The 23,353-nt window shown below is 62.4% G+C and carries 20 protein-coding genes, 1 tRNA gene and 1 pseudogene; 10 read left to right on the forward strand and 12 right to left on the reverse strand.

Going from position 1 to position 23,353, the window contains the following annotated elements; translation table 11 throughout:
- Positions 1–41 precede the first annotated feature (41 nt).
- Positions 42–1,238, forward strand: coding sequence for an MFS transporter (locus CF161_RS14735; protein ID WP_020297387.1), 1,197 nt, complete (start codon positions 42–44; stop codon positions 1,236–1,238).
- A gap of 205 nt (positions 1,239–1,443) precedes the next feature.
- Here the strand turns inward: CF161_RS14735 and CF161_RS14740 are convergent, their stop codons facing one another.
- The 4 genes from CF161_RS14740 to CF161_RS14755 form a co-directional block, all read right to left on the reverse strand.
- Positions 1,444–2,442 (reverse strand): NADP-dependent oxidoreductase, encoded by a 999-nt coding sequence (locus CF161_RS14740; RefSeq protein WP_020297388.1) that lies wholly within the window; start codon positions 2,440–2,442, stop codon positions 1,444–1,446.
- 67 nt (positions 2,443–2,509) lie between these two features.
- Positions 2,510–3,379: an alpha/beta fold hydrolase gene (locus CF161_RS14745; protein ID WP_020297389.1), complete on the reverse strand. Its 870-nt coding sequence runs from the start codon at positions 3,377–3,379 to the stop codon at positions 2,510–2,512.
- An 82-nt stretch (positions 3,380–3,461) separates the two neighbouring features.
- Complete coding sequence (locus CF161_RS14750; RefSeq protein WP_020297390.1) at positions 3,462–4,250, reverse strand: SDR family oxidoreductase; 789 nt, start codon at positions 4,248–4,250, stop codon at positions 3,462–3,464.
- 52 nt (positions 4,251–4,302) lie between these two features.
- Positions 4,303–5,403 carry an alkene reductase gene (locus CF161_RS14755; RefSeq protein WP_020297391.1) on the reverse strand — a complete coding sequence of 367 codons (1,101 nt, stop codon included), beginning with the start codon at positions 5,401–5,403 and terminating at the stop codon, positions 4,303–4,305.
- Positions 5,404–5,552: 149 nt separating this feature from the next.
- Here CF161_RS14755 and CF161_RS14760 point away from each other — a divergent pair, with 149 nt between their 5' ends.
- A complete protein-coding gene (locus CF161_RS14760) occupies positions 5,553–6,140 on the forward strand; it encodes a TetR/AcrR family transcriptional regulator (protein ID WP_177326777.1) in 588 nt (195 codons plus the stop codon).
- Between the two features lie 257 nt (positions 6,141–6,397).
- Here the strand turns inward: CF161_RS14760 and CF161_RS14765 are convergent, their stop codons facing one another.
- Positions 6,398–7,369 carry an AraC family transcriptional regulator gene (locus tag CF161_RS14765; protein WP_020297393.1) on the reverse strand — a complete coding sequence of 324 codons (972 nt, stop codon included), beginning with the start codon at positions 7,367–7,369 and terminating at the stop codon, positions 6,398–6,400.
- 99 nt (positions 7,370–7,468) lie between these two features.
- Here CF161_RS14765 and CF161_RS14770 point away from each other — a divergent pair, with 99 nt between their 5' ends.
- The gene (locus tag CF161_RS14770; protein WP_020297394.1) at positions 7,469–8,719 is read left to right on the forward strand and encodes an MFS transporter; all 1,251 of its coding nucleotides are present in this window, start codon (positions 7,469–7,471) and stop codon (positions 8,717–8,719) included.
- A 94-nt stretch (positions 8,720–8,813) separates the two neighbouring features.
- Here the strand turns inward: CF161_RS14770 and CF161_RS14775 are convergent, their stop codons facing one another.
- Positions 8,814–9,296, reverse strand: coding sequence for a GNAT family N-acetyltransferase (locus CF161_RS14775; protein ID WP_020297395.1), 483 nt, complete (start codon positions 9,294–9,296; stop codon positions 8,814–8,816).
- A 347-nt stretch (positions 9,297–9,643) separates the two neighbouring features.
- Positions 9,644–9,731: transfer RNA gene (locus CF161_RS14780), tRNA-Ser, on the reverse strand.
- 124 nt (positions 9,732–9,855) lie between these two features.
- Here CF161_RS14780 and CF161_RS14785 point away from each other — a divergent pair.
- Positions 9,856–10,527, forward strand: coding sequence for a Bax inhibitor-1/YccA family protein (locus CF161_RS14785; protein ID WP_020297396.1), 672 nt, complete (start codon positions 9,856–9,858; stop codon positions 10,525–10,527).
- A 92-nt stretch (positions 10,528–10,619) separates the two neighbouring features.
- Here CF161_RS14785 and CF161_RS14790 read toward each other — a convergent pair whose 3' ends face one another.
- The gene (locus CF161_RS14790) at positions 10,620–11,057 is read right to left on the reverse strand and encodes an Lrp/AsnC family transcriptional regulator (protein ID WP_020297397.1); all 438 of its coding nucleotides are present in this window, start codon (positions 11,055–11,057) and stop codon (positions 10,620–10,622) included.
- Positions 11,058–11,188: 131 nt separating this feature from the next.
- Between CF161_RS14790 and CF161_RS14795 the strand changes: the two genes are divergently transcribed.
- Positions 11,189–12,082, forward strand: a complete 894-nt coding sequence (locus CF161_RS14795; RefSeq protein WP_020297398.1) for a DMT family transporter — start codon at positions 11,189–11,191, stop codon at positions 12,080–12,082.
- A 1-nt stretch (position 12,083) separates the two neighbouring features.
- Here the strand turns inward: CF161_RS14795 and CF161_RS14800 are convergent, their stop codons facing one another.
- The 4 genes from CF161_RS14800 to CF161_RS14815 all read right to left on the reverse strand — a co-directional run bounded on the left by CF161_RS14800 (position 12,084) and on the right by CF161_RS14815 (position 16,985).
- The gene (locus CF161_RS14800; RefSeq protein ID WP_052027212.1) at positions 12,084–13,139 is read right to left on the reverse strand and encodes an FUSC family protein; all 1,056 of its coding nucleotides are present in this window, start codon (positions 13,137–13,139) and stop codon (positions 12,084–12,086) included.
- Between the two features lie 55 nt (positions 13,140–13,194).
- On the reverse strand, positions 13,195–14,820 hold the full coding sequence (locus tag CF161_RS14805) for an NADP-dependent glyceraldehyde-3-phosphate dehydrogenase (protein WP_020297400.1): 1,626 nt from the start codon (positions 14,818–14,820) through the stop codon (positions 13,195–13,197).
- Between the two features lie 203 nt (positions 14,821–15,023).
- A complete protein-coding gene (locus CF161_RS14810; protein WP_020297401.1) occupies positions 15,024–16,061 on the reverse strand; it encodes an AraC family transcriptional regulator in 1,038 nt (345 codons plus the stop codon).
- 9 nt (positions 16,062–16,070) lie between these two features.
- Positions 16,071–16,985: a GGDEF domain-containing protein gene (locus tag CF161_RS14815; protein WP_020297402.1), complete on the reverse strand. Its 915-nt coding sequence runs from the start codon at positions 16,983–16,985 to the stop codon at positions 16,071–16,073.
- Between the two features lie 370 nt (positions 16,986–17,355).
- Between CF161_RS14815 and CF161_RS14820 the strand changes: the two genes are divergently transcribed.
- From CF161_RS14820 to CF161_RS14840, 5 genes and pseudogenes are all read left to right on the forward strand, one after another.
- Positions 17,356–19,899, forward strand: coding sequence for a TonB-dependent receptor (locus CF161_RS14820; RefSeq protein WP_020297403.1), 2,544 nt, complete (start codon positions 17,356–17,358; stop codon positions 19,897–19,899).
- A 60-nt stretch (positions 19,900–19,959) separates the two neighbouring features.
- The gene (locus tag CF161_RS14825; protein WP_020297404.1) at positions 19,960–21,885 is read left to right on the forward strand and encodes a phytase; all 1,926 of its coding nucleotides are present in this window, start codon (positions 19,960–19,962) and stop codon (positions 21,883–21,885) included.
- 96 nt (positions 21,886–21,981) lie between these two features.
- A complete protein-coding gene (gene tolQ, locus CF161_RS14830; RefSeq protein ID WP_020297405.1) occupies positions 21,982–22,692 on the forward strand; it encodes a protein TolQ in 711 nt (236 codons plus the stop codon).
- A gap of 13 nt (positions 22,693–22,705) precedes the next feature.
- Positions 22,706–23,152, forward strand: a complete 447-nt coding sequence (gene tolR / locus CF161_RS14835; protein WP_020297406.1) for a protein TolR — start codon at positions 22,706–22,708, stop codon at positions 23,150–23,152.
- Positions 23,149–23,353 (forward strand): annotated as a pseudogene (locus CF161_RS14840) (energy transducer TonB); the annotation flags it as partial. The gene tolR and the pseudogene CF161_RS14840, both read left to right, overlap by 4 nt.

The raw sequence follows: 23,353 nt of genomic DNA on the forward strand, positions 1-23,353 counted from the left end.
CGCATCACACCCCCAGGTTTTTTGCACCACAGGTAGTTCCCATGACCTTTCCTTCTACAGAAAAACGCGGCTGGAGCGCCGTGCTGGCCATGTCGTTGGCCGCCTTCGCCCTGGTCGCTTCAGAATTCATGCCCGTTAGCCTGCTGACGCCCATCGCGGCAGACCTGCACATCACCGAAGGCCAGGCAGGGCAGGGTATCTCCGTGTCCGGTGCCTGTGCATTGATCACCAGCCTGCTGATTGCCTCGGTGGCCGCTCGCGTCGAACGCAAGAAGTTGCTGCTGGGCCTGACCCTGCTGATGATCGTCTCCGGTACGGTCGTCGCGTTCGCGCCGGGCTATCCCTCATTCATGTTTGGGCGTGCCCTGATCGGGATCGCGATCGGTGGTTTCTGGTCATTGTCGGCGGCGACTGCAATGCGCCTGGTGCAGCCTGATCAGGTGTCCCGGGCGCTGGCCATCGTCAATGGCGGCAACGCTCTGGCGACGGTCATCGCCGCGCCGGCGGGTAGTTTCCTTGGCGCGTTGATCGGCTGGCGCGGGGCATTTTTCTGTGTGGTCCCGGTCGCAGCGCTTGCCGCCGTGTGGCTGCTGATAAGCCTTCCGTCCTTCAAAACCGAGCGCCAGGCAGGCAGCGGCAATGTTCTGCGGCTGATGAAACAGTCGCCAGTCGCCTTGGGAATGGTCGCCGTCAGCGTATTTTTCATGGGCCAGTTCATGCTGTTCACCTACCTGCGGCCATTTCTTGAGGGCGTGACTGGCGTCAGTGTCTCAACCTTGTCGTTCATGCTGCTGGGGCTGGGACTGGCAGGTTTTATCGGCACCTTTCTGATCGAAAGGTTTATGGGCCGCGGCCTCTACCGCACCTTGAGCGTCATCCCGCTGATCATGGCGGCCATCGCCCTGGCGTTGGTCAGCTTCGGCAAATCACCGGTACTGACCGCCGTGTTGCTCGGACTCTGGGGACTGGTTGCGACGGCCGCACCGGTCGGCTGGTGGACCTGGCTGGCGCAAACGCTTCCGGATGATGCGGAAGCCGGAGGCGGCTTGCTTGTGGCCATTGTTCAACTGGCGATTGCCGGAGGCGCGATCATTGGCGGTCTGGCCTTTGACCTGAGCGGTTACAAAGCCACATTCGAACTCAGTGCCGCGGTGCTGGTTGCCGCGTCAGTGCTTGCCTGGCTGGCGGGTCGCAATGCCACGCACGTTCAGCTTGTCGAGTCGAACGCGACGGCGTGACGTGATCAGCCGTCTCTTCGCGCATGGGTTTTCTACGGCTCAAGCATCAAACTGCGCCAAACGATCACTGGCGGTTCAACCAGCACAACGTCCGGTTGCTGTGCTTGCTGTGTTTGCGATTCTGGCGAGGTCACCTCGGATGATGCCTGCTGAGGCGGTGAAAGTTGCTCAGCCTGTACGGTTCGCTCATCTGCAGGTGGCGTCGTCATTTGAGTGTAACAACGACCTTGCCCTTGGCTCGTCCCTGCTCGACGTATTTCAACGCCTCTGCCGTTGATTCAAAGGTGAAGGAGCGATCAACCACAGGGTTGATGATTGCGTCCTCAACGAGCGCGGTGATTTGTTGCAGCTGAGCGCCATTGGCCCGCATGAACACGAACGCGTAGCTGACGTCCTGCTTTCGCGCTTTGCGACGAATGCCAAGGCTCAGCAGACGCATGACTTGCTGCAATGGCCAGGACAACCTTTGCTCGCGCGCGAACTGTGCAGTGGGTGGGCCGGAGATGGAAATGAGCTGGCCGCCGGGCTTGAGAACCTTGAGTGACTTCTCCAGGACATCGGCGCCGAGGCTGTTCAACACCACGTCGTAGCCGTGCAAGACACTCTCGAAGTCCTGCTGTGTGTAGTCGATCACGGTATCGGCCCCGAGTGCCTTCACCCATTCGACATTCGTGGTGCTGGTGGTGGTCGCGACAAAGGCGCCGAGGTGTTTGGCGAGCTGGATAGCGACGGTGCCGACGCCGCCGGAGCCAGCGTGAATCAGCACTTTCTGGCCCTTTTTCAGCTGGGCGGTTTCCACCAGCACTTGCCAGGCGGTCAGTGCCACCAAAGGGAGGGACGCGGCTTGTGCCATGGTGGTATTGGCGGGTTTGCGCGCGACCGCGTTTTGGTCCACGGCGATCAGTTCGGCAAACGTTCCGATTCGCGCTTCAGGCGGGCGAGCGTAGACCTCGTCTCCCGGCTTGAACCCGGTCACCTGCGCGCCAATTTGAACCACGACGCCCGCCAGGTCATTGCCCAGTATCAGCGGAAATGCATAGGGCAGGATCAGTTTGAATTCGCCTGTGCTGATCTTCGAATCAAGCAGGTTGACGCTGCTGGCGTGTACCTCAATCAATACGTCGTGGGCGCCCACTTCAGGGGCGGGCACTTCGCCAATGCGCCCGGTGTTCTTGCCATAGCGATCAATTAGAAATGCCTTCATCGTAGTGCGGCTCTTGTCGGTGGTGAGGAGGGGCGCCGGTGCGTTGCGGTGTTGCTGTGTCGCGAGCTCAGGCATCGAGGAACGCCCGTGCCTTGGCCACAAAATCAGCGTAGTGCTGGAAGATGCCGCCGTGGCCGGCGTCTTCATAAATCACCAGTTGTGCGTTGGGGATACGCTTGGCCAGCTCAGACGAGTTAACGCTGGGGACCATGATGTCGTTGTCGCCGTTGACGATCAGCGTCGGCATGCGCAAGCGCCCGAGGTTTTGAGGTGACTGCTTGCCCCACGCGGTTATGGCTTTCAACTGCCGCAGGAACGCGCTGGGCGTCGGGCCTTTGTCGCGATTGTTTTTGCGTGCTTTCAAGCGCTGCAAATACTGCGAGGCGGCTCGGCGGCCATTGGTCGTCGACGTGAAGAACAGGTAGAACTTGGGGTCGCGCAGGGTCAGCAAACCTTTGAGCATCAATGGCCACGACACCGATCCGACCTTGTCGATACCGCTGCCGCCTGCCGGCCCGGTGCCGGTGAGAATCAAGCGCCGGACCAATTCTGGCGCTTTCAGAGCGATACCTTGAGCAACGAAACCACCCAGTGAAAAACCGAGCACATCGACGGTCTCGAAACCCAGCGCGCGAATCAGTTGAATGGCATCGTCTGCCATCTCACCGACAGTCAGTGGCGCGGCTCCACCAGAGCCGCCAATACCGCGATAGTCGGTAGCAATGACGCGTCGTGTTTGTGCCAGGCCATCGATGATCGCGGGATCGAAGTTGTCCAGCACCGCGCCCCAATGGTTGAACAGCACAAGGGGCGCGCCGATCATGGGGCCGATGTCGCGGTAGGCGAAGCGAACGCCGTTGACCGTGATCGACTGGTTCGCCGCGTCGATGAACGCTGTCGGCGAGTCCGCGCGGTTATTGGTATGGGTTGAATTCATTGCTACTCCGGACAACGGGCCGAATTCGATGTTGTGTCTTGCGCCAGCATCGAATCCGGCGCGAATGCTCGCTACCAAAAGATCACTGTTGCGTCTGGTAGCGCTGGGCAACCGCAGCCTGGCGGATTTGCCCCAGCAGGCCCTGACGTGCGCTCTGCAGGTCATCCCAGCGTTCAGCTTCGTGCAGCGGCGGGATCGTCACCGGTTCGCGACGGTCGAAACCGACCAGTGCCGCATCCACCAGATCGGCCACTTCCATGATTTCGTTCAAGGTGTTGATGTCGATGCCGGAGCGATCCCAGATCTCCGTGCGGGTGGCGGCCGGCAGCACGGCCTGCACGTAGACGCCCAGCGGCGAAAGTTCCAGGCTCAGGCCCTGGGAAAGGAACAGCACAAATGCCTTGGTCGCGCCGTAGACCGACATGCCGAACTCTGGAGCAAGACCCACCACCGAACCGATGTTGATGATCGCGCCTTCGCCGGCTTTGGCCAGGCGTGGGGCAATGGCGCTGGCCAGACGCACCAGCGCTGTGGTGTTGAGGGCAACCAGTTGCGCGACGCTGTCGGTGCTTTGGTCAATAAAGCTACCCGATAGCGCGGCGCCAGCGTTATTGACGAGGATGCCGATGCGGGCGTCTGCACGCAGGCGGGTTTCAATGCTTGTCAGATCGCCGAGTCGGGTCAGGTCCGCTGCAATGACTTCGATGGTGACGCCGTGTTCGTTGCGCAATTGGGCCGCCAGTGCATCCAGACGTGTCTGGTCGCGGGCAACCAGTACCAGGTCGTGGCCGCGTTGCGCGAAGCGCTCGGCGTAGACGGCGCCAATGCCGGTGGAGGCGCCAGTGATGAGAACAGCGGGGCGGGTGCTCATGGGTTATCTCTCTTTCAGGATGTGTGAAACACAAAGCGCGATCACTGATCGCTCAGTTTGCGGTGGCGCTCGATTGAGCCAACGTCGGGTAGTCGATGTAGCCTGCTGCACCGCCGCCATAGAGTGTGGCGGGATCGAAAGCGGACAACGGCGCGCCACGTTTGAGACGCTCGACCAGATCCGGATTGCCAATGAACGGGCGGCCGAATGCGATCAGATCGACCTGGTCTTCGGCGAGCCTTGAAGTTGCCAGGTCCAGGTCGTAGCCGTTGTTGGCGATGTAGGTGTTTTTGAAGCGCTGGCGCAGGGCGCCGAAATCGAATGGCGCCACGTCACGCGGGCCACCGGTCGCACCTTCGACCACGTGCAGATAAACCACGCCGAGGGCGTCGAGTTGTTCGACGACGTAATCGAATTGCGCCTGCGGATCACTGGTGGATACGCCATTGGCCGGCGACACCGGAGACAAGCGCACACCTGTGCGATCCGCGCCGATTTCATTGACGACTGCCGCCGTCACTTCGAGCAACAGACGCGCCCGATTTTCAATCGAGCCGCCGTAGGCATCGGTACGCGAATTGGCGCTGTCCTTGAGGAACTGATCCAGCAAATAGCCGTTTGCGCCATGAATCTCCACGCCGTCGAATCCGGCGGCGACAGCGTTTGCCGCGGCCTGGCGGAAATTGGAGACGATCCCAGGCAGTTCGCTGATGTCCAGCGCGCGCGGCTCGGAGACGTCTTCAAACCGATTGTTGACGAATACTTTGGTGGCGGCGCGCAGCGCAGAAGGGGCCACGGGGGCGGCCCCGTTTTCTTGCAGATCAACGTGCGACACGCGGCCGACGTGCCACAGCTGCAGAAAGATTTTTCCGCCCTCGGCGTGGACGGCATCGGTCACGGTGCGCCAGCCGTCTATTTGCGCCTGCGTGTAGATCCCGGGGGTGTCCTGATAGCCCTGACCCTGTTGTGAAATCTGCGTGGCTTCGCTGATCAGCAAGCCTGCGCTGGCCCGTTGGCTGTAATAAGTGGCCGCGAACTCGCTGGGGATAAAGCCCTGGCCGGCGCGGTTACGTGTCAGCGGCGCGAGGACGACGCGGTTCGACAGCGTGAGGGCGCCAAGTGTGTAAGGGGTGAACAGATTTTGGTCGGTCATCTGGTATTTCTTCCGTGCCCGTTGTTGGAGGTCGGTGATTCGTGAAATTAGGATGATGATCTAAATCTAAACTGTCAACGACTTTGATTATGAGCGACATCTATGTATGATTGGGCGCATGATTTCCCAGTGGACACGAGGTATTGCAGGTGAGAGTGACCAAGGCCCAGGCGCAGGCCAATCGAGCGCACATCGTCGAGACGGCTTCTGAGTTGTTTCGTGAGCGTGGCTTTGATGGCGTAGGTGTGTCGGATCTCATGGCGGCTGCCGGATTCACCCACGGAGGTTTCTACAAGCACTTCGGTTCGAAGGCCGACCTGATGGCCGAAGCCGCTGCCTGCAGTCTTGCCACGTCGCTGGCAGGAGCCCAAGCGCTGGATGTTCCCGGCTTTATCGACGTCTATGTGAACAGGGCACATCGCGACGGACGTGGCGGCGGTTGCACCATGGCGGCGTTGGGCGGCGACGCGGCGCGCCAGTCGGATGAGGTGAAAGCGACCTTTGCTGAAGGTATTGAACACACCCTGCAAACTCTGGGAGAGAAATACCCGACGGGGCCGGATGCCGAGGCGGGCGAGGGGCGAAAGAAGATGATCGACCTGCTGTCACGTGCTGTCGGCGCGATTGTTTTGTCGCGTGCCTGCCCCGATGACTCTGCGCTGGCGGATGAGATCCTCGCGGTGTGCCGCGCCGAAATGTTTGCTTCGTTGCCGAATGATGATGTGGAAGCGGTTTAGAAGGGCGGCTTGTTGAACGCGTCGTTTTCGGTGGAAGTTCGATTTTATGCTCGGCGCGTAGCCGGCGATCTGCGTCAGGTCGGCGAAGACTGTGGTCGCCATCGCTGACTGCAGCTATGCGGCGATAGCTAGCTGTTGCGAGGGCTGCAATCGAGACCCAATGCAGGTAATCGGGAGTAGCAAGCCATAGCAGCCGTTCACATCGGGGGGTTATCAGACCGATACACGTGTCGCTGCACACTCCACATCTTCGAACTTCAGGATGCAATAGAACGAGCCATTTGCCGACTGGCGCCGGGTGGCTGGCCGGTGATGCGCTTGAAGGCACGACTGAAGGCCGCCTGCGAGGTGTAGCCCAGGCGCTGCGCGACGGTCTCGATAGGCAGTCGCTCGAGACTTAGCCATTGGCTGGCGAGGCGCATCCGCAGCTCCGTTGCATAGCGCAACGGGGGGATGCCGATAGTGGCCTGGAAGCGTTCCGCGAAAACCGAGCGAGAGGTATTACATTGCGCCGCCAGTTCCGCGACGGTCCAGTCACGCGCCGGCTCTCGGTGCAAGGCCAGAAGCGCGCGGGCTAGCCTGGGGTCGCGTAACGCGGCCACCAAGCCAGAGGCGTTGCCGCAGGCGCACTCAACCCAGCCGCGCACGATCATTGCCGCCACTACGTCGGCGAGGCGAGCGAGGATGCCTGCGAAGCCGACGCGTGCGGAACGAACTTCGCGCTCCATGGAGGCGAGAATCGGCATAAGCCCGGGGTAACGCTGCCCCCTGGCATCAATCAACATCAGATCAGGCATCAACCCGCCGAGACCTTGCATGCTTCCGAGTTCAAACTCCATGCAGCCGCTAAAAATGATGGTGCTGGGGCTGACATCGGCACCGGGGGAAGCATCTACGGCGCAGACCGCATCGCCGAGAGGGGCCGCGTCGAAGCTGCCGATGTCTTGGGCGGGTACGTCCAGGCTTGAGAGAAGTTGATGGGGTTCACCCTGAGCGATGAACACGGCGTTGCCGGCCGACAACTCGTAGAAAGTGCCGTCCTCCGCACACAGGACGGCGGTGCCGACGGCGAGGAAGTGGAAGTAGGCGTGTCCTGGTTTGGCAGCAAAACCCAGCCCGAAAGAGGGGCCGGCCTGGATGCGACGGTACTCGACGCCCCGCAGGCGCATGCCGCGCAACAGTTCGTTGATGAGATCGGACGATAAGGCGAACTGATCTAGAGATTTCATTTCGGGGTTTTGGTCAAAAAATCAAGATTTTGCATCATAGAACATCCTGTTCTGCGTCCATAGACTTCTGGTTGAGATAATTTCCAGAGGTAGTTAGTGATGAGTAATGGGGTGTGTGACGTTGTAGCGGATGCGCGCGTTGGCAACGAGGCTGATGTAGAGCCAGCGACGCCGGCCTGGATGGCGGTATTTTCGCTGGCGATGGGCGTGTTTGGATTGTTGACGGCGGAGTACCTTCCGGCCAGCTTGCTGACGCCGATGGCCGTTGAACTAGGGGTGTCGGAAGCCTTGGCGGGGCAGGCAGTGACAGTGACGGCGGTAGTGGCGCTGTTCTCCGGGTTACTGGTGCCAGGCTTGACGCGGGGGGTCGACCGGCGCGTGGTGTTGCTGTGCTTTTCCACGCTGATGATTGCCTCCAACTTGCTGGTGGCTTTCTCTTCCAGCCTGATAGTGCTGCTGATCATGCGGGTTTTGCTAGGTATCGCACTGGGCGGCTTCTGGAGCATGGCGGCGGCAGTGGCGATGCGCCTAGTGCCGGCGGCGCTGCTGCCGCGGGCCCTGTCGATTATTTTCAGCGGTATTGCAGTGGGCACTGTGGTGGCGGTGCCGCTGGGCAGCTATTTGGGCGGGCTGTATGGCTGGCGCAGTGCCTTTGTGGCGGCCGCCGCCGTCGGGCTAGTGACGCTGGTTTTCCAGCTTTTCACGCTGCCGCCTCTGGCGCCGCGCAGGACCGCGCGGTTGAGAACGGTGCTTGAAGTGCTGCTGCGTCCGGGCATTGCCGTTGGCATGCTGGGTTGCGTGCTTGTGCACACAGGGCACTTCGCGTTGTTCACCTACATCCGGCCGTTTCTGGAAAGCACAACCGGCGTGGGGGCCGAAGGATTGGCGCTGATGCTTCTGGGGTTCGGCGCGGCTAACTTCGTCGGCACGCTGCTGGCCGGCTGGCTACTTGAACGTAGCCCGCGCGGGACAATGATACTGATGCCTGCGCTGGTCGGCGTGGCAGCATTAGCCTTGGTGTTGCTGCCTGCTTCTGTGCCGTCTCAGGCGTTGTTGTTGGCACTCTGGGGCATGGCTTTCGGCGGTGTACCCGTGGCGTGGTCAAACTGGGTAGCCCGCGCGGTGCCAGATCAGGCGGAAAGCGCGGGAGGAATGGTAGTGGCCTCGGTGCAGTCGGCGATCGCTGCGGGTGCCGCTGCCGGGGGCGCTATGTTCAGTTTCAGTGGCATCGCCGGCGTATTTGTCGCTGCCGGCATCTTGATGCTGCTCGCAGCGCTGTTGATCGGGATGCGGGTCAAGGTCGACGCCCCGGGGTACGGCGCAGGGGGCAATCCGGTTCTGCATCTTTAAGATGTGTGGTCCCTGTTCGGGGTCAGCGAATAGCTGCTTTTGGCCGATAGCAGATATCCGCAAACAACGTCCAGCCAGTAGAAGAGCTTGCCAGTTAGCTTTGAACAGTCCAGAGCATTGTCTGAACCATGATATGGGGATGACTTTCTAAAGGTTCCCATTCATCTATGAACGAAAACCCCTGGTTCAGATAGAAGTTTGAGGCTCTGGCATTGTCGGGAGAGACGTCCAGAAAAACCCGATCATGGCCTTTCTCTATCGCGCGAGATTTCACTGCCTCGACCAGATGAGCTGCTACACCAGAGCCACGTGCAGTGGGTTCAACCCACATTCCGATCAAGTTATAGCGATTCGCGCCACTGACCGCCGCACCTATCATGCCCACTGGTTTATCGCCCGTCAGGGCCAGCCAGAATTCAGTTCCGGCTGACGATGCTCTTTCTTTCCATTGTTCGTCACTGTATTGGACGGCAGTCTGGTAGCTCACACCAAACGCGGTCGGTGTGTCCAAAAGGGCTGCGAGACGAACTTGCTTCAAAAGCATCCAGTCTTTTACTTCCGTCGAACGAATGTCCATGTTCTTCCTGAAAATTAGCGGAACTTCAACCTCTCACAAGAATGTCGAGGGAGCAACCAAGTTGTCGTGGAGCGGGGTTGCTATTGGCCGATAGATGCCTGTCGCAAATGGCCGTTACCTATCTATTGCTGCAGGTAGCGACGCTGAAAGCAGCATCGCGTCAGCAAACGACGAGCTGTAGAGGTTTGGGATTGTGTTCGATCGGCAGGAGGCCGAGGAGGGGGAAAAACGGTCTGAGTTATGGAACGGTTCCATAATAGTTATGGAACACCTCGCCAGTGCGACCGGCTCCACCAAACCTCAGAAACGAAAAAGCCCTGAATATTCAGGGCTTTAACGTACAAATATGGCGGAGGCGATGGGATTCGAACTCATGGACCTGTTACAGTCGACGGTTTTCAAGACCGTTGCCTTAAACCACTCGGCCACACCTCCGTATTGCGTTGCGGGCGCCATAATACCCGAATGAAACACACTGTCAAACTCTCTGCGTAGCTTGTTGCAGAGCGTCTGTTATGATCTTTGCCACTGAACGTTTCAAACCAACAGGAGTGTCGCCATGCGCGAACAGGATTACGCAGTTAATAACGGCGTGCAGGCTGAGCAGCTAGAGGTTAGCCGCGTCCTGCGCAACACTTACGGCTTGCTGGCCCTCACCCTCGCATTCAGCGGCGTGATGGCTTTTGTGGCTCAGCAGATGCGTGTCGGTTACCCGAACATTTTCGTGGTGCTGATCGGCTTCTACGGCCTTTTCTTCCTTACCAACAAACTTCGTGATTCGGCCTGGGGCCTGGTGTCGGCGTTTGCCCTGACCGGTTTCATGGGCTTCCTGCTGGGCCCGATCCTCAACCGCTACCTGGGTATGCAGGGCGGCGCTGAAGTGGTCAGCTCGGCCTTTGCCATGACGGCGCTGGTGTTTGGCGGTCTGTCGGCCTATGTGCTGATCACCCGCAAGGACATGAGCTTCCTCGGTGGTTTCATCACCGCGGGCTTCTTTGTCCTGATGGGCGCAGTACTGGCCAGCTTCTTCTTCCAGATCAGCGGCCTGCAACTGGCGATCAGCGCGGGCTTCGTGCTGTTCTCGTCGGTGTGCATCCTGTTCCAGACCAGCGCCATCATCCATGGCGGCGAGCGTAACTACATCATGGCGACCATCAGCCTGTATGTATCGATCTACAACCTGTTCATCAGCTTGTTGCAGCTGTTTGGCATCATGGGTCGCGATGACTAATCGTCTGCCCTGAATAAAAAAGCCCGCTTCGGCGGGCTTTTTGTTGCCTTAAGTTTTGTGTGGCGCACATAACAGGGGGCTTTCGTGGGTGATCAGCCCATGGGCGGCAGGCGGCGTTTGACCGGGGTTTTCTTGACGATGGCGGTGTTGGTTTCAGCGTAGGTGTTCAGGTGGTCGAGCAGGGTGTCCAGTTGCTCCATGGAGCGCACGTGCAGGCGGGCGATAAAGCAGTCATCACCGGTGACCTTGTCGCACTCGGTGAACTGGGCGATGGACTGGATCTGCCGTTCGACCTCCTGCAACTTGCCCGGCAAGGGGCGGATGCGGACGATGGCCTGTAACTGGTAGCCAAAGAGTTTCGGGTCGACTTCCACCGTATAGGCCTTGAGCACACCGCGTTCTTCGAGGCGGCGCAGGCGTTCGGCAACGCTGGGGGACGACAGGCCGCTGATCTGCGCCAGGGCCTTGAGCGAGCGGCGTGAATCCTCCATCAGGGCGCTGATCAGCGCCTGGTCTATTTCGTCGATCATCGCAGCCTCTTAGGTGAAGTACGGATTGTGCCTTGATAAAAAAGGCATACAGCGGTTTTTGCCTATCGCAAGCGCTGGAGCGGCCCAGGGCGGCATTGTCATACTTTTGGCACCTGTTGAGGAGCCTGAAGATGGACAAAATGACACGCCGTGGTTCGCTGGAAATGACCGCCGCCATGCTTATTTCCGGGACCATTGGCTGGTTTGTGCTGGTGTCCGGGCAGCCGGTGCTGGATGTGGTGTTCTGGCGCTGTGTGTTCGGCGCCGGCACCTTGCTGCTGATCTGCGCCGGGTTCGGCTTCCTGCGCCCGGGCATCCTGACCCGCACCACCTTTGCCCTGGCAGTGCTCAGCGGGGTGGCCATCGTCGGTAATTGGCTGCTGCTGTTCGCGTCTTATTCCCGTGCCTCCATTGCCATCGGCACTGCGGTGTATAACGTGCAGCCCTTTATGCTGGTGGGGCTGGCGGCGCTGTTTTTGGGCGAAAAAATCACCGCGCAGAAGCTGTTCTGGCTGGGTGTGTCGTTTGCCGGGATGCTGGCGATTGTCAGCGCCCATGGCCAGCAGGGCGCCGGTGGCGATGATTATCTTGCAGGCATCGGCCTGGCCCTGGGCGCGGCGCTGCTCTACGCCTTTGCTGCGTTGCTGATCAAACGCCTGACCGGCACGCCACCCCATCTGATCGCCTTGATCCAGGTTTGCACCGGGGTGTTGTTGCTGGCGCCCTGGGCCAACCTTTCGCTGTTGCCGACGCAGCCCTCGGCCTGGGCCAGCCTGCTGACCCTGGGCATGGTGCACACCGGCCTGATGTATGTACTGCTGTATGGCGCGATCCAGAAGTTGCCCACGGCGTTGACCGGCGCCTTGTCGTTTATCTACCCGATTGCGGCGATCTTCGTCGATTGGCTGGCTTTCGGGCATCGGCTTGAGTGGCTGCAATGGCTGGGGGTGATCGCGATTTTGCTGGCCGCTGCCGGCATGCAACAAGGCTGGACCTGGCGTTTGCGGCGTGCGATCACGCCTTGAATCAGATCTTCCAGTGTTCCGCGCTTTTGGCCAGACGCTGGCGCATATCGCCCAGGTTGGCCACCAATTGCCGGGTCAGCAGGCGGTAGCCATCGAGCGCCGAGTACACCGGGGTGGTGTTCGACGGCTGCAGCAGGCTGTCGTCAAGGCGCCGCCCCAGGCGTTTCGAGGCGCCGGATTGCAGGGCCCGGGCCATGCCGATCAATTGCACGCGCACCAGGCGGTTTTCCTGTTTCAGCAACTGTTGCAGGTGCGCCAGGGCTTGTGGGTCGCTGACATCGGGGCGGGTGTTGGCGAGGATCTCCAGGGTGCTGAAGCACATGCGCAAGTTGCGCTGGATGGCGTCGAGCTCGGTCATGGAGATGCGCACCTCCTTGGACACCGAGGGCATCAGCGAGCGCAGTTGCAGCAGGGTCGCGTTGAGCCGGCTGAGCAGCTTCAGGTGTTCATCGTCGGTGACCGACTGGCCGTTGACGATGCGCCCGTACAAGGTGGCGCAGTCACGCAGGGCGCTGGCCAGGTTGTAGCGCCAGGAATAGACCGCGTACAGCGGGATGGCAAAGGAAAACGCCAGCGCCAGGGCAATACCGATCAGGATATCCACCGCCCGCCACAGGCCGTCGGTGATCTGGTTGTCACCATGGCCGGCCACGATAAACACGGTGATCGCCGACAACAGGGCGGTGTAACCCCCCTTGCCGATGGCGTGATAGGAAAAGAAGCCGCAGACCACCGACATCCCCAGATACGTCACCCAGGGCAGGCCCAGGTAAGCCTGTTGCAGCACCAGCAACAGGCCGACCCCGGCCCCGATCAGGGTGCCGATGGCCCGCTCGGCGGCCTTCTTGCCGATATTGCCGTGGTGCTGCAACCCGCCGATCACCACCAGCATGGTCACTGACGCCCACTCACCGTGGGGCAGGTTGATCCCGGTGGTCAGCAGGATGGTCGCGATCAGGCCCAGGGAGACCCGTACCGCATGGATCAGCCTGGCGTGGCGGTAGCGCCGGTACGGGTCCAGCAAGGGACGCAGCAGTCGGCGCACTATCAGGGGCATTCGGGAGGTTCGCAGGTCGCTCATCGGGCTCGGCTATGGGCTCCAGTCAGGGTTTTCAGAATATGTAATCGGTGGTCAAAAAGCTCGACTCGCGATTACGGATGATGTCGCTGATCAACTCCTTGTTGCTCTCCAGGAACTTGGTCGCCACCAGGGTACGGATCGAGAAGGTGCGCAACGCATCATGTACCGACAGCGTGCCCTCGGCGGAGTTCTTGCGCCCGTTGAACGGGAACGTATCGGGCCCGCGCTGGCACTGGGCGTTGATATTGATCCGCCCGACCTGGTTGGCGAAGGTGTCGACCAGGCGCCCGACTTCAGTGGAGTTAGTGCCGAAGATGCTCAACTGCTGTCCGAAGTCGGATTCGAGGACGTAATCGATCACGGTGTCGAGGTCGCGGTAGGGCACGATCGGCACCACCGGGCCGAATTGCTCCTCCTGGTACACGCGCATCTGGGTGGTCACCGGGTACAGCACCGCCGGGTAGAAGAACGAGGCCCGGGTTTCGCCGCCGTCACTGTTCACCACCTTTGCGCCTTTGCTGGTGGCATCGGCTACCAATGCGTGCAGGTAGTCGACCTTGCCCGACTCCGGCAGCGGCGTCAGGGCCACCCCGGGCTCCCAGGGCATGCCGGGCTTGAGGTGCTGCAGCTTGGCGTTGAATTTCTCGATAAAGCGCTCGACCACTTCTTCATGCACGAAGAGGATTTTCAGCGCGGTGCAGCGCTGGCCATTGAACGACAGCGAGCCGGTGACCGCCTCGTTGACCGCGTTGTCGAGGTCGACCTCGGGCAGCACGATGCCCGGGTTCTTCGCATCCAGGCCCAGGGCTGCGCGCAAGCGGTGGGGCTTGGGGTGGAGCTTTTTCAGGTCGCTGGCGGCCTTGTTGGTGCCGATAAAGGCGAAAATGTCGATCTTGCCGCTGGCCATCAAGGCGCTGACGGTCTCGCGGCCGCTGCCGTAGATGACGTTGATCACCCCGGCCGGGAAGCTGTCGCGAAAGGCCTCCAGCAACGGTCGGATCAGCAGCACCCCGAGCTTGGCTGGCTTGAACACCACGGTGTTGCCCATGATCAGGGCCGGAATCAGGGTGGTGAAGGTTTCGTTCAGCGGATAGTTGTACGGCCCCATGCACAGCGCCACGCCCAGTGGCACGCGGCGGATCTGGCCGAGGGTGTCCTGCTCCAGTTCGAAGCGGCTGGAGCGGCGGTCCAGTTCCTTGAGGGCATTGATGGTTTCGGTGATGTAGTCGCAAGTGCGGTCGAACTCTTTTTCCGAGTCCTTGAGGTTTTTACCGATTTCCCACATCAGCAGCTTGACCACCGCCGAGCGCTGTTCGCGCATGCGCCCGAGAAAGGCTTCGACGTGCTGGATGCGCTCGGCCACGCGCATCGTCGGCCACACGCCTTGACCCCGGTCATAGGCTTGCACGGCGGCGTCGAGGGCGGTGAGGGCGGTGTCGGCATCGAGCAGCGGCGTGCTGCCCAGGATCACCTGCTCATCACCATTGGGCCCGGCCAGGTACACCGGGCTGCGTACCACGGCCAGGGGGCCGCTCCAGGTCTTGAGTTCGCCGGCGACCAGGTACTCGCGTTGTTCGGTCTGGCCGTCCAGGCGGTATTGCTCGGGAATATCAGCGGCGGCAGGAAACACGTGCTCGAGAAGATTGGCTGTGGTCATGACTCTATCCCGTTTGAATGCGCGGACCTGAGGGGCGGTCCGCTGGCGAATGACAGTCGACAAGCGGCTACAAGGGTTATACGCCTGTAAGGCGCCGGTCTTTAAGCGGTCTGGGGCAATGCGTGGCAGGGCAGGCGGGTGATGGTCTGGGTCTTTGGCCCAAGAGTAGACCTTTTTCTCTGCCCGGCGCGAGGGCTCAGGCCTCAGCCGGCACTGAACAGCTGGCGGATCAGGCGCGGCGTGCTGCCGGTCCAGCGCTTGAACGAGCGCCGGAAATTGGCCGCATCGTTGAAGCTCAAGTACTGCGCCACGTCATCGTTGCTCCAGCCCTTGACCTGATACAGGTACAACGCCACGTGCTTGCGCACCAGGTCGACCTGATGCTGGAAGCAGGTGTCGTGTTTCTGCAGTTTGCGCTTGAGAGTCGCCGGGCTCATGGCGAAGGCCAGCGCGGCCTGTTCCAGGTTCGGGGTCTGGCGCACATGGGTTTGCAGGTAGCGATAGAGGCAGTCGAGAAACCCCGAGCCCAGGCCCAACTGCTCCAGTTGCGCGGCGGCCTGCTGGCGCGCCACCTGGCCGGCGGTGGCCGAGGCATTGGGCCAGGGCTGGGTCAGAAACTCCCGGGGAATGCGCATCAGGTCCAGGGGCCGACGGAACTGCGTGTGCTCCCCGAGGTGCACCCAGTACTGCTCGACGTAACGCGGTTCGGCGTGGCTGAAGCTGCATTCCCAGGGCAAGCGCTGGCCGCTCAGCCACTGACTCATGGCGATCAGCGAGGTCATGCTGGCCTCCAGCAGAAAACGCCACTGCTCGCCGGCGCCGCAACTGTCGAGCCAATAGCAGTAGGCGTACTGCTCATCCAGCAACAGCCGTGGCGCCACCAAGGGGCTGAGCAAGGCCTGTTGCTGGATCAGGGTGTCGAGGGCCTGGTGCAGGTTTTGCGCATGTTGCAGCGCATGGCTGGCCGCGCCGTAATGCCCCGGCAGCAGGCGCTGGCCGAACAGAAAGCTGCTGTCGTCGGCGTCCAGCAGGCGCCGGCTGTTACCGATCAGGCCAAGGAATTGCTGTGGGCTGAGACGGGTCTGGCCCGCCAGGATGTCTTCGTGGAACAGGCCGGTACCACGCAGCAGGCGGTGGCTGTCGATGTCCCGGGACAGCGCCAGGTCGATCAGGGTCGCCGGCTGGTAATGCCCGGGAATAAAGCGGCTGTCGGTTTCGTACCAGAGGGTCTTGAGCGTCATGGGGCGGCCTCAGGCGGTCTTGGCCAGGGGCTGCTTGGCCCGCGCCAGCGCCAGGTTGAGGCGTTTGAGCAGGGCCTCCGGGGCTTCGCTCAGGGCCATCACCACCGCGGTGCTGGCCGAAAGTTGCAGGCGTTCGCCGTGCTGCCGGGTCTTGTGGGCCAGGCCTTGCACCGCCTGTTCCAACTCCAGGGCCAGCAGCCGCGCCTGGCTTTCGCCGGTGTTGGGCAGCAGCACCACAAAGCGGTCGCCGGCCAGGCGGCACAACAAATCCTGGCGTCGCAGGTTGAGCAGCAGCAGATGGCTGATGGCCTGCAACACCGCATCGCCCTCGGCATGCCCGTAGTCATGGTTGATGGCGGCAAAGCGATCCAGGTCCAGGGCCAGCAGTGACAAGGGTTGCTGGCGTCGCGCGCTGTCTTCCAGGGTGCTGACCAACTGGCGCTTGAAGTAGTCGGCGCCACCCAGCGGCGTGAGTTTGTCGAACAGCCGATGCTCGCGGAACAGCCGTTCGCGTTTCTCCATCTGCGCGCTGATGGCCAGCTGTTCGCGGTGCCAGTGATAGATGCCGATGGTCAGCAGGATCATGCCCACCGGCATCGGCCCGGACTCCAGCCAGTGGTCCCAGGTGATGCTGTCGGGCAGGCGGATAAACTCATCCAGGCTGTCGATCCACCAGGAGAAAAAGATGCAGCTCAAACCCAGGGCCAGGTAGTTGGTGACACGCCCGGCCGGCCGGCTTTTCAGCACCAGCCCCAGCCACACCAGGGCCAGCAGCGCCGAGCCGCCTTCGCCGACGATGTCCAGCCACTCCCATTCGCTGACCGCCTTGAGATCGCCGCAGGCCAGGTGCAACAGCAAGCCGGCATTGGCCGCGAGCAACAGCAGGGTGAGTTTCAAGCGATGGGGTTTGAGCACTGAGAACATGGCCGGCGACCTGGGTTGAAGGCGGAATGGGCCTCAGCTCAGCAGATGGATGTGACAGTCCGGTGACGGCGTGCACCCCACCCGGGGAGGTCGAATCAGCTCACCGCGCCTGGGCGTTTTTTTTCGCCGCTCACCGTCAATCAGCCGATTTCCCGGCGCTGCCGGGCCTTAACAGCTATCCACCCGGGCGCTGCCGGCGGGCCCCAGAGGTCATATCAGCTCACTTTGCCCGCCGGGCCTCTGGCAAAGCGCGGATTTCGCGGGTCAGCGCCGACCCCTGTCACAGAACCGTCATTCGCCGACCCTAGCTTGCCCTCCCAGTTGCCGGGCCGATTGCCTGGCGTTAACGGACTCTTTGGGGGAGGACAGGATGGACACGCGCAGCAATCATCAGCGCAACGGCACGTTCGGGCTGGTCGGCTTCACACTCACCGCGCTGGCCCTGGCTGTGGCCAGCGAGCGCCTGAGCGCGGCGCAAACCACAGACGGCACCGAGCACGTCGAAGTGGTCGGCCAGGCCGCCAGCATTGATCAGGCGCTCAAGGAGCAGCGCAGTTCCGACAGCATCAAAAGCGTGGTGCACGCCGATGGCGTGGCCCAGTTGCCGGATGAAAACGTCGCCGAGGCGGTACAGCGCCTGCCGGGGATCAGCGTCGAGCGCGACCAGGGCGAAGGCCGGTTTGTCAGCGTGCGCGGGCTGGGGCCGGACCTCAACAGCGTGACCATCAACGGCACTCTGGTGCCTTCGCCAGAAAGCGCGCGCCGCGCCGTGGCCCTGGATGTGCTGCCCTCCGAACTGGTGCAGTCGCTGTCGGTGATCAAGACCCTGACCCCGGACATGGACGCCAACTCCCTGGGCGGCACTGTCGATGTGCAGAGCCTGTCGGCGTTCGACCACAAGGGCCTGTTCTACACCGGCAGCAGCGAAGCCAGCTACGACCAGAACAGCCACCAGACCAGCCCCAAATTCTCCGGCGCCGCCAGCAATCGCTTCAGCCTTGGCGACGGCATCGACAACTTCGGCGTGGCCGCGGCCCTGAGCTGGCAGAAGCGCGATTTCGGCTCGGACAACGTCGAGACCGGTGGCGCCTGGGACTTCCAGCAAGGCGCGCGCCTGCAAGAATTTGAACAACGGGACTACGACATCAGTCGCGAACGTGCCGGTGGCGGCCTGAACTTCGACTACAAGCCCGACGACGACAGCCGCTATTACCTGCGCACCCTCTACAGCCGCTACAAGGACAGCGAGACGCGCAACTCCACCAGCATCGAATTCGCCGACCCCCAGGCCTCCGGCCAACTGGGCGACGCCGAAGGCAAGCGCAAGCTCAAGCAGCGCGAAGAGACCCAGGAAATCCAGTCCTATGTATTCGGCGGCGAGCGGATGCACGGGCTCTGGACCCTCAGCGGCCAGGCCGGCTACAGCCGGTCCAGCGAAGACAGCCCGGGGCATATCGCCGGTGCCACCTTCGAGGGCAACAGCGACTTTGCCGACAGCGGTTTCTACGACACGCAAAAGCCGCGGCCGATCATCGGCGCGGGCTTCTATGACCCGGCCAACTTCACTCTGGACAAGGTCGACTGGGAACAACAGAAAACCACCGACACCGAGAAGAACCTGCGCCTGGACCTGGCCCGGGACTACGACTTCAGCGGCTACGCGTCCCAGGTCAAGTTCGGCGGCAAGGTCAGCCGGCGCAACAAGGACAACGACCTGGATGCCTGGGTCTACAAGGACTTCGACACCCTGGGCTTCAGCGACCAGCAGCTCAACCTCACGCAGTTCCAGAAGGGCAGCGTCGATTACCGCCTCGGCCGGTTCGGCCCGGGGATCAGCGGCTCGGCGATCAAGGACCTGATCGGCAGCCTCGATCGCGCCGACTTTTATGACGAGCAGGAATCCCGGGTCAACGACTTCACCATTCGCGAAGACATCAACGCCGGCTACCTGATGAACACCCTCGACATCGACGACTGGCGCTTTATCGCCGGCCTGCGCTACGAAGGCACCGAGTTCGAAGCCAAGGGCACCGGGGTCACCGACGGCGCCTACACCGCCACCGAGACCCAGCGCCGTTATCACCACTGGCTGCCCGGCCTGCATGCGCGCTACCAGCTGGATAAAAACACCCAGGTGCGCGCGGCCTGGACCAAGTCCGTGGTGCGCCCGACCTTTGGCCAACTGGCCCCGGGGTTTGTCATCGACGGCGACGAAGCCACCTTCGGCAACCCCGACCTCAAGCCCCTGGAGTCGAGCAACCTCGACCTGGGCATCGAGCACTACATGGGGCGCGCCGGCACCGTCTCGGCCTTTGTGTTCTACAAAGACATCAAGAACTTCGTCTACAACACCGACCTTGCCGGCACGGGCGCCTGGGCCGGTTTCTCCGAAGCCCACAGTTTCGACAACGGCGACAGCGCCAAGCTGTACGGCCTGGAACTGGCCTACTCGCAGAAATTCGACTGGCTGCCCGCGCCCTGGAACGGCCTGTTGGTCGGTGCCAACAGCACCTTCAGCCGCTCCAGCGCCAGCATCGAGGGCTTCGACCAGACCAGTGGCCGCAATCGCAAGCGTGATATCGCGCTGCCCAACCAGTCGGACACCGTGGGCAACCTGATGCTCGGCTGGGAAGACGACACCGTCAGCCTGCGCCTGTCGGCCAACTACAAGTCCGACTACCTCTACGAGCTGGCGTCGATCAACGACAAGGCCCACGACCTGCACGTCGATGCCCAGACGTTCGTCGACTTCAGCGCGCGCTACTCGCTGAGCAAGAACCTGCAGCTGAGCTTCGAGGCGCAGAACCTCACCGATGAGTCGTACTTCGTCTACACCGGCCATCGCGCCTACAACGGCCAGTACGAAGAGTACGGCCCGACCTACAAGCTCGGCCTGACCTTTACCCACTTCTAAACCCCGGCGGCGCTGCTGGCCGGCGCCGCCCCGGATGAACCACAAGGATTTCCACCGTTGATGAAGATTCAGCCGTTCTCCACGCCGACCCTGCTGGCCACGCTGCTGGCCCTGGCCTCGACCGCGGTCTTGGCCGCGCCTGCGGTGCCTAAGTTGCAACTGCAACCCTGGGCCGCGACCCAGCACCTTGAACTGAGCGCCCTGAGCTTTCTGCCGGCGCAACTGGGGCCTGAGCGCCTGGCCGCCAGCGAGCGCGACGGCTTGCTGTTGCTCGACGCCCAGGGCGCGGAGCTGGCGCGTTTGCCGGGGTCGTTCAGTGCCCTGGACAGCCGCGCCGCCGGCCAGCAAGTACTGGTGGCCAGCCTCGACAACCAGCGCCAGCAGGCGCTGCTGGTGAGCCTCGACCCACGCACCCGCAGCTGGGGGCAGCCGGTGTATCTGCCGACCCGCGACTACCCGGTAAACGGCCTGTGCCTGTACCGCGACGAGGCCAGCAACCTGTTCCTGTTCCTGGTGGGCGAGGAGGGCAAGGGCGAGCAATGGCTGGTGGGCAATGGCGCGCAACTGAACCCGCAGCCCCAGCGCGTGCGCGGTTTGCCGCTGCCGCCGGCGGCGCAGTTCTGCCAGGTCGACGATGGCGCCAACCAACTGCTGGTCAATGAGCAGCACGTGGGCTGGTGGGCCTACCCGGCGCACCCGGAAGCCGATGTCGAGCGCCTGCCGGTGGCCTTGCGCGCACCTTTCGGCGACCTCAAAAAAGCCGCCGGGGCCATGGCGCTCATGCCGGGCGGGGTGCTGGGCCTCGACCCCAAGGCTGCACAACTGCACCTCTACCAGCAGCAGGGCGAGCGCTGGCAAACCGTGGCCGCGCTGCCGTTGCCGGGCCTGGTGGAGCCGGAGAACCTGGCCGTACAAGCCACCGCCAAAGGCGTTCAAGTGCTGCTGCGCGATGACGAGGACGGGCGCCTGTACCAAGGCGAGTTGAACTGGCAGGCGAGCCCGGTGCCGCTGCCTTCGCCATTGCCCAACGTGGCGGCGGCCAGCCAGAGCGACCCGGTGGGGCGTCAGGGCGATGCAGCGGACGATCCGGCGATCTGGATTCACCCGCAGCAACCGGCCTTGAGCCGGGTCCTGGGCACCAATAAAAAACAGGGCCTGCTGGCCTATGACCTGCAAGGCAAGCTGCTGCAAGAGCTGCCGGTGGGGCGCCTGAACAACGTCGACGTGCGGCCCAACTTCGCGCTGGGCGAACTCAAGGTCGACCTGGCGGTGGCCAGCAACCGCGATCACAACAGCCTCAGCCTGTTCGCCATCGACCGCAGCAGCGGCGAGTTGCGCGAAGCGGGGGAGATCCCTACGCCGCTCAAGGAAATCTACGGCATGTGCCTGTTCCAGCCGGCCAGCGGCGAGGTGTACGCCATCGCCAACGGCAAGGACGGGACCTTTGTCCAGTACCGCCTGAGTGCGCCCAACGGCGTGGTGCAGGGCGAGCTGGTGCGCCAGTTCAAGGTCGCCAGCCAGCCTGAAGGCTGCGTGGCCGACGACCAGCGCCAGCGGCTGTTTATCGGCGAGGAGGATGTTGGCGTATGGGCGGTGGACGCCCGTCCCGAGCAGCCGGCAACCCTGAGCGCTGTGATCAAGGTCGGCCCGCAACTGCATGCCGATGTCGAGGGCCTGGCCCTGTACCAAAGCAATGCGCGGGACTACCTGGTGATTTCCAGCCAGGGCAACGACAGCTACCTGGTGCTCGACGCCGAGCCGCCCTTTGCGTCCCACGGTGCGTTCCGGGTCGGGATCAACGCCGCCGCGGGTATCGACGGTGCCTCGGAAACCGACGGCATTGAAGTCACCTCGGTCAACCTCGGCGGGCCCTGGAGCCAGGGCATGCTGGTGGTGCAGGACGGGCGCAAGCGCATGCCGGAGCAGACCCAGAACTTCAAATTCGTGCCCTGGGCCGAGGTCACCCGGGCGCTGAAACTGCCCTGAGGCGGGCTGTCATCAATCGGTCATCACACTTTCATCCAATAGCCCGCGGGCAGTCGCCCATCGACTGCTCCCGGGCTGGCGCACAGGAGCGACACCATGCAAGCGACACTGGAACACATGACGATCTGGGGGCTGATCAGCGATGCCAGCCTGTTGGTCAAGGCAGTGATGCTGACCTTGCTGCTGGCCTCGTTGCTCAGCTGGTACCTGATTATTCAACGCAGCGCGGTCTTGAGCCGTTGCGAGCGGCAGATGAACGACTTTATCCAGCGCTTTCGCAGCGCCCCGGAGCTGCCGTCGCTGTACCGCGAAAGCCAGCACAGCGGTGATCGCGAGGGCGGGGTGGAGCCGATCTTCCTTGCCGGCTTCCAGGCGTACAGCCAGCTTGGGCAGCAGCCCGGCAACCCGGCCGAGGTGGTGCTCGAAGGGGTCGAGCGCTCGTTGTCCGTGGCCATCAGCGAACAGGAAGTGCAGTTGGAAAAAGGCCTGCAGTTTCTCGCCACCGTGGGTTCGGTCAGCCCCTATATCGGGCTGTTTGGCACCGTGTGGGGGATCATGAATTCCTTCCTCGGCCTGTCCCAGGTGCAGCAGGCGACCTTGTCGACGGTAGCGCCGGGGATCGCCGAAGCCTTGATCGCCACGGCCATCGGCCTGTTCGCGGCAATTCCGGCGGTGATTGCCTACAACCGCTTTTCGGCCCGGGGCCAGACCTTGCTCACCCGTTATTACGCCTTCGGCAACGAGCTTCAGGCACGCCTGCACCGCAAGCTGCATGGCGCCCCGTTGAACCTGGCCGTGGCCGCCTGAAAGGAGAATGCACATGTTAGTCAGGCCGCAACGCAAGCACGGGCCCAAGGCGGAGATGAACGTGGTGCCTTACATCGATGTGATGCTGGTGCTGCTGGTGATCTTTATGGTCACCGCGCCGATGCTGACCCAGGGCGTGAAGATCGAGTTGCCCAAGGTCGCCAGTGAGGCCCTGGCCAACGATACCCGGCAGCAGATCCTCACGCTGTCGGTCAAGGCCGAGGGCGGTTACTACTGGAACCTGGGCGGCGAGCTGGACACCAGCAGCCAGACCGACAGCGCCGTGGACCTGGATGAAATGCGCGCCAAGGTGGCGCAGATCGTGGCCCGGCGCAGCGACACCCAGGTGTATATCCGCGCGGACAAGGACGCCGGCTACGGCCGTGTGGTCGCGGCCATGGCTGCCTTGCAGCAGGGTGGGGTGAGCAACCTCGGGCTGGTGACCGAGGCCCCGCAATGAACGCGATGATCATGCCCGGCCCCACGTTGCACCTGTCGCCGCTGGCCCCTGGCAAACGGCTGCCCAACATTCTGGCGGCGGCCCTGGCCCTGGCGTTGCACGCCGGGGTCCTGGCCGTGCTGGTGGCCGGCTGGTCGGTGGACAAGCCGCCGGTCGAGCCGCCCAGGGTGCTCACCACTCAATTGGTGATGTTGCCGCCGG

Origin of the sequence: Pseudomonas sp. CF161 (assembly GCF_000416215.1) — a bacterium.
GTDB lineage: Bacteria > Pseudomonadota > Gammaproteobacteria > Pseudomonadales > Pseudomonadaceae > Aquipseudomonas.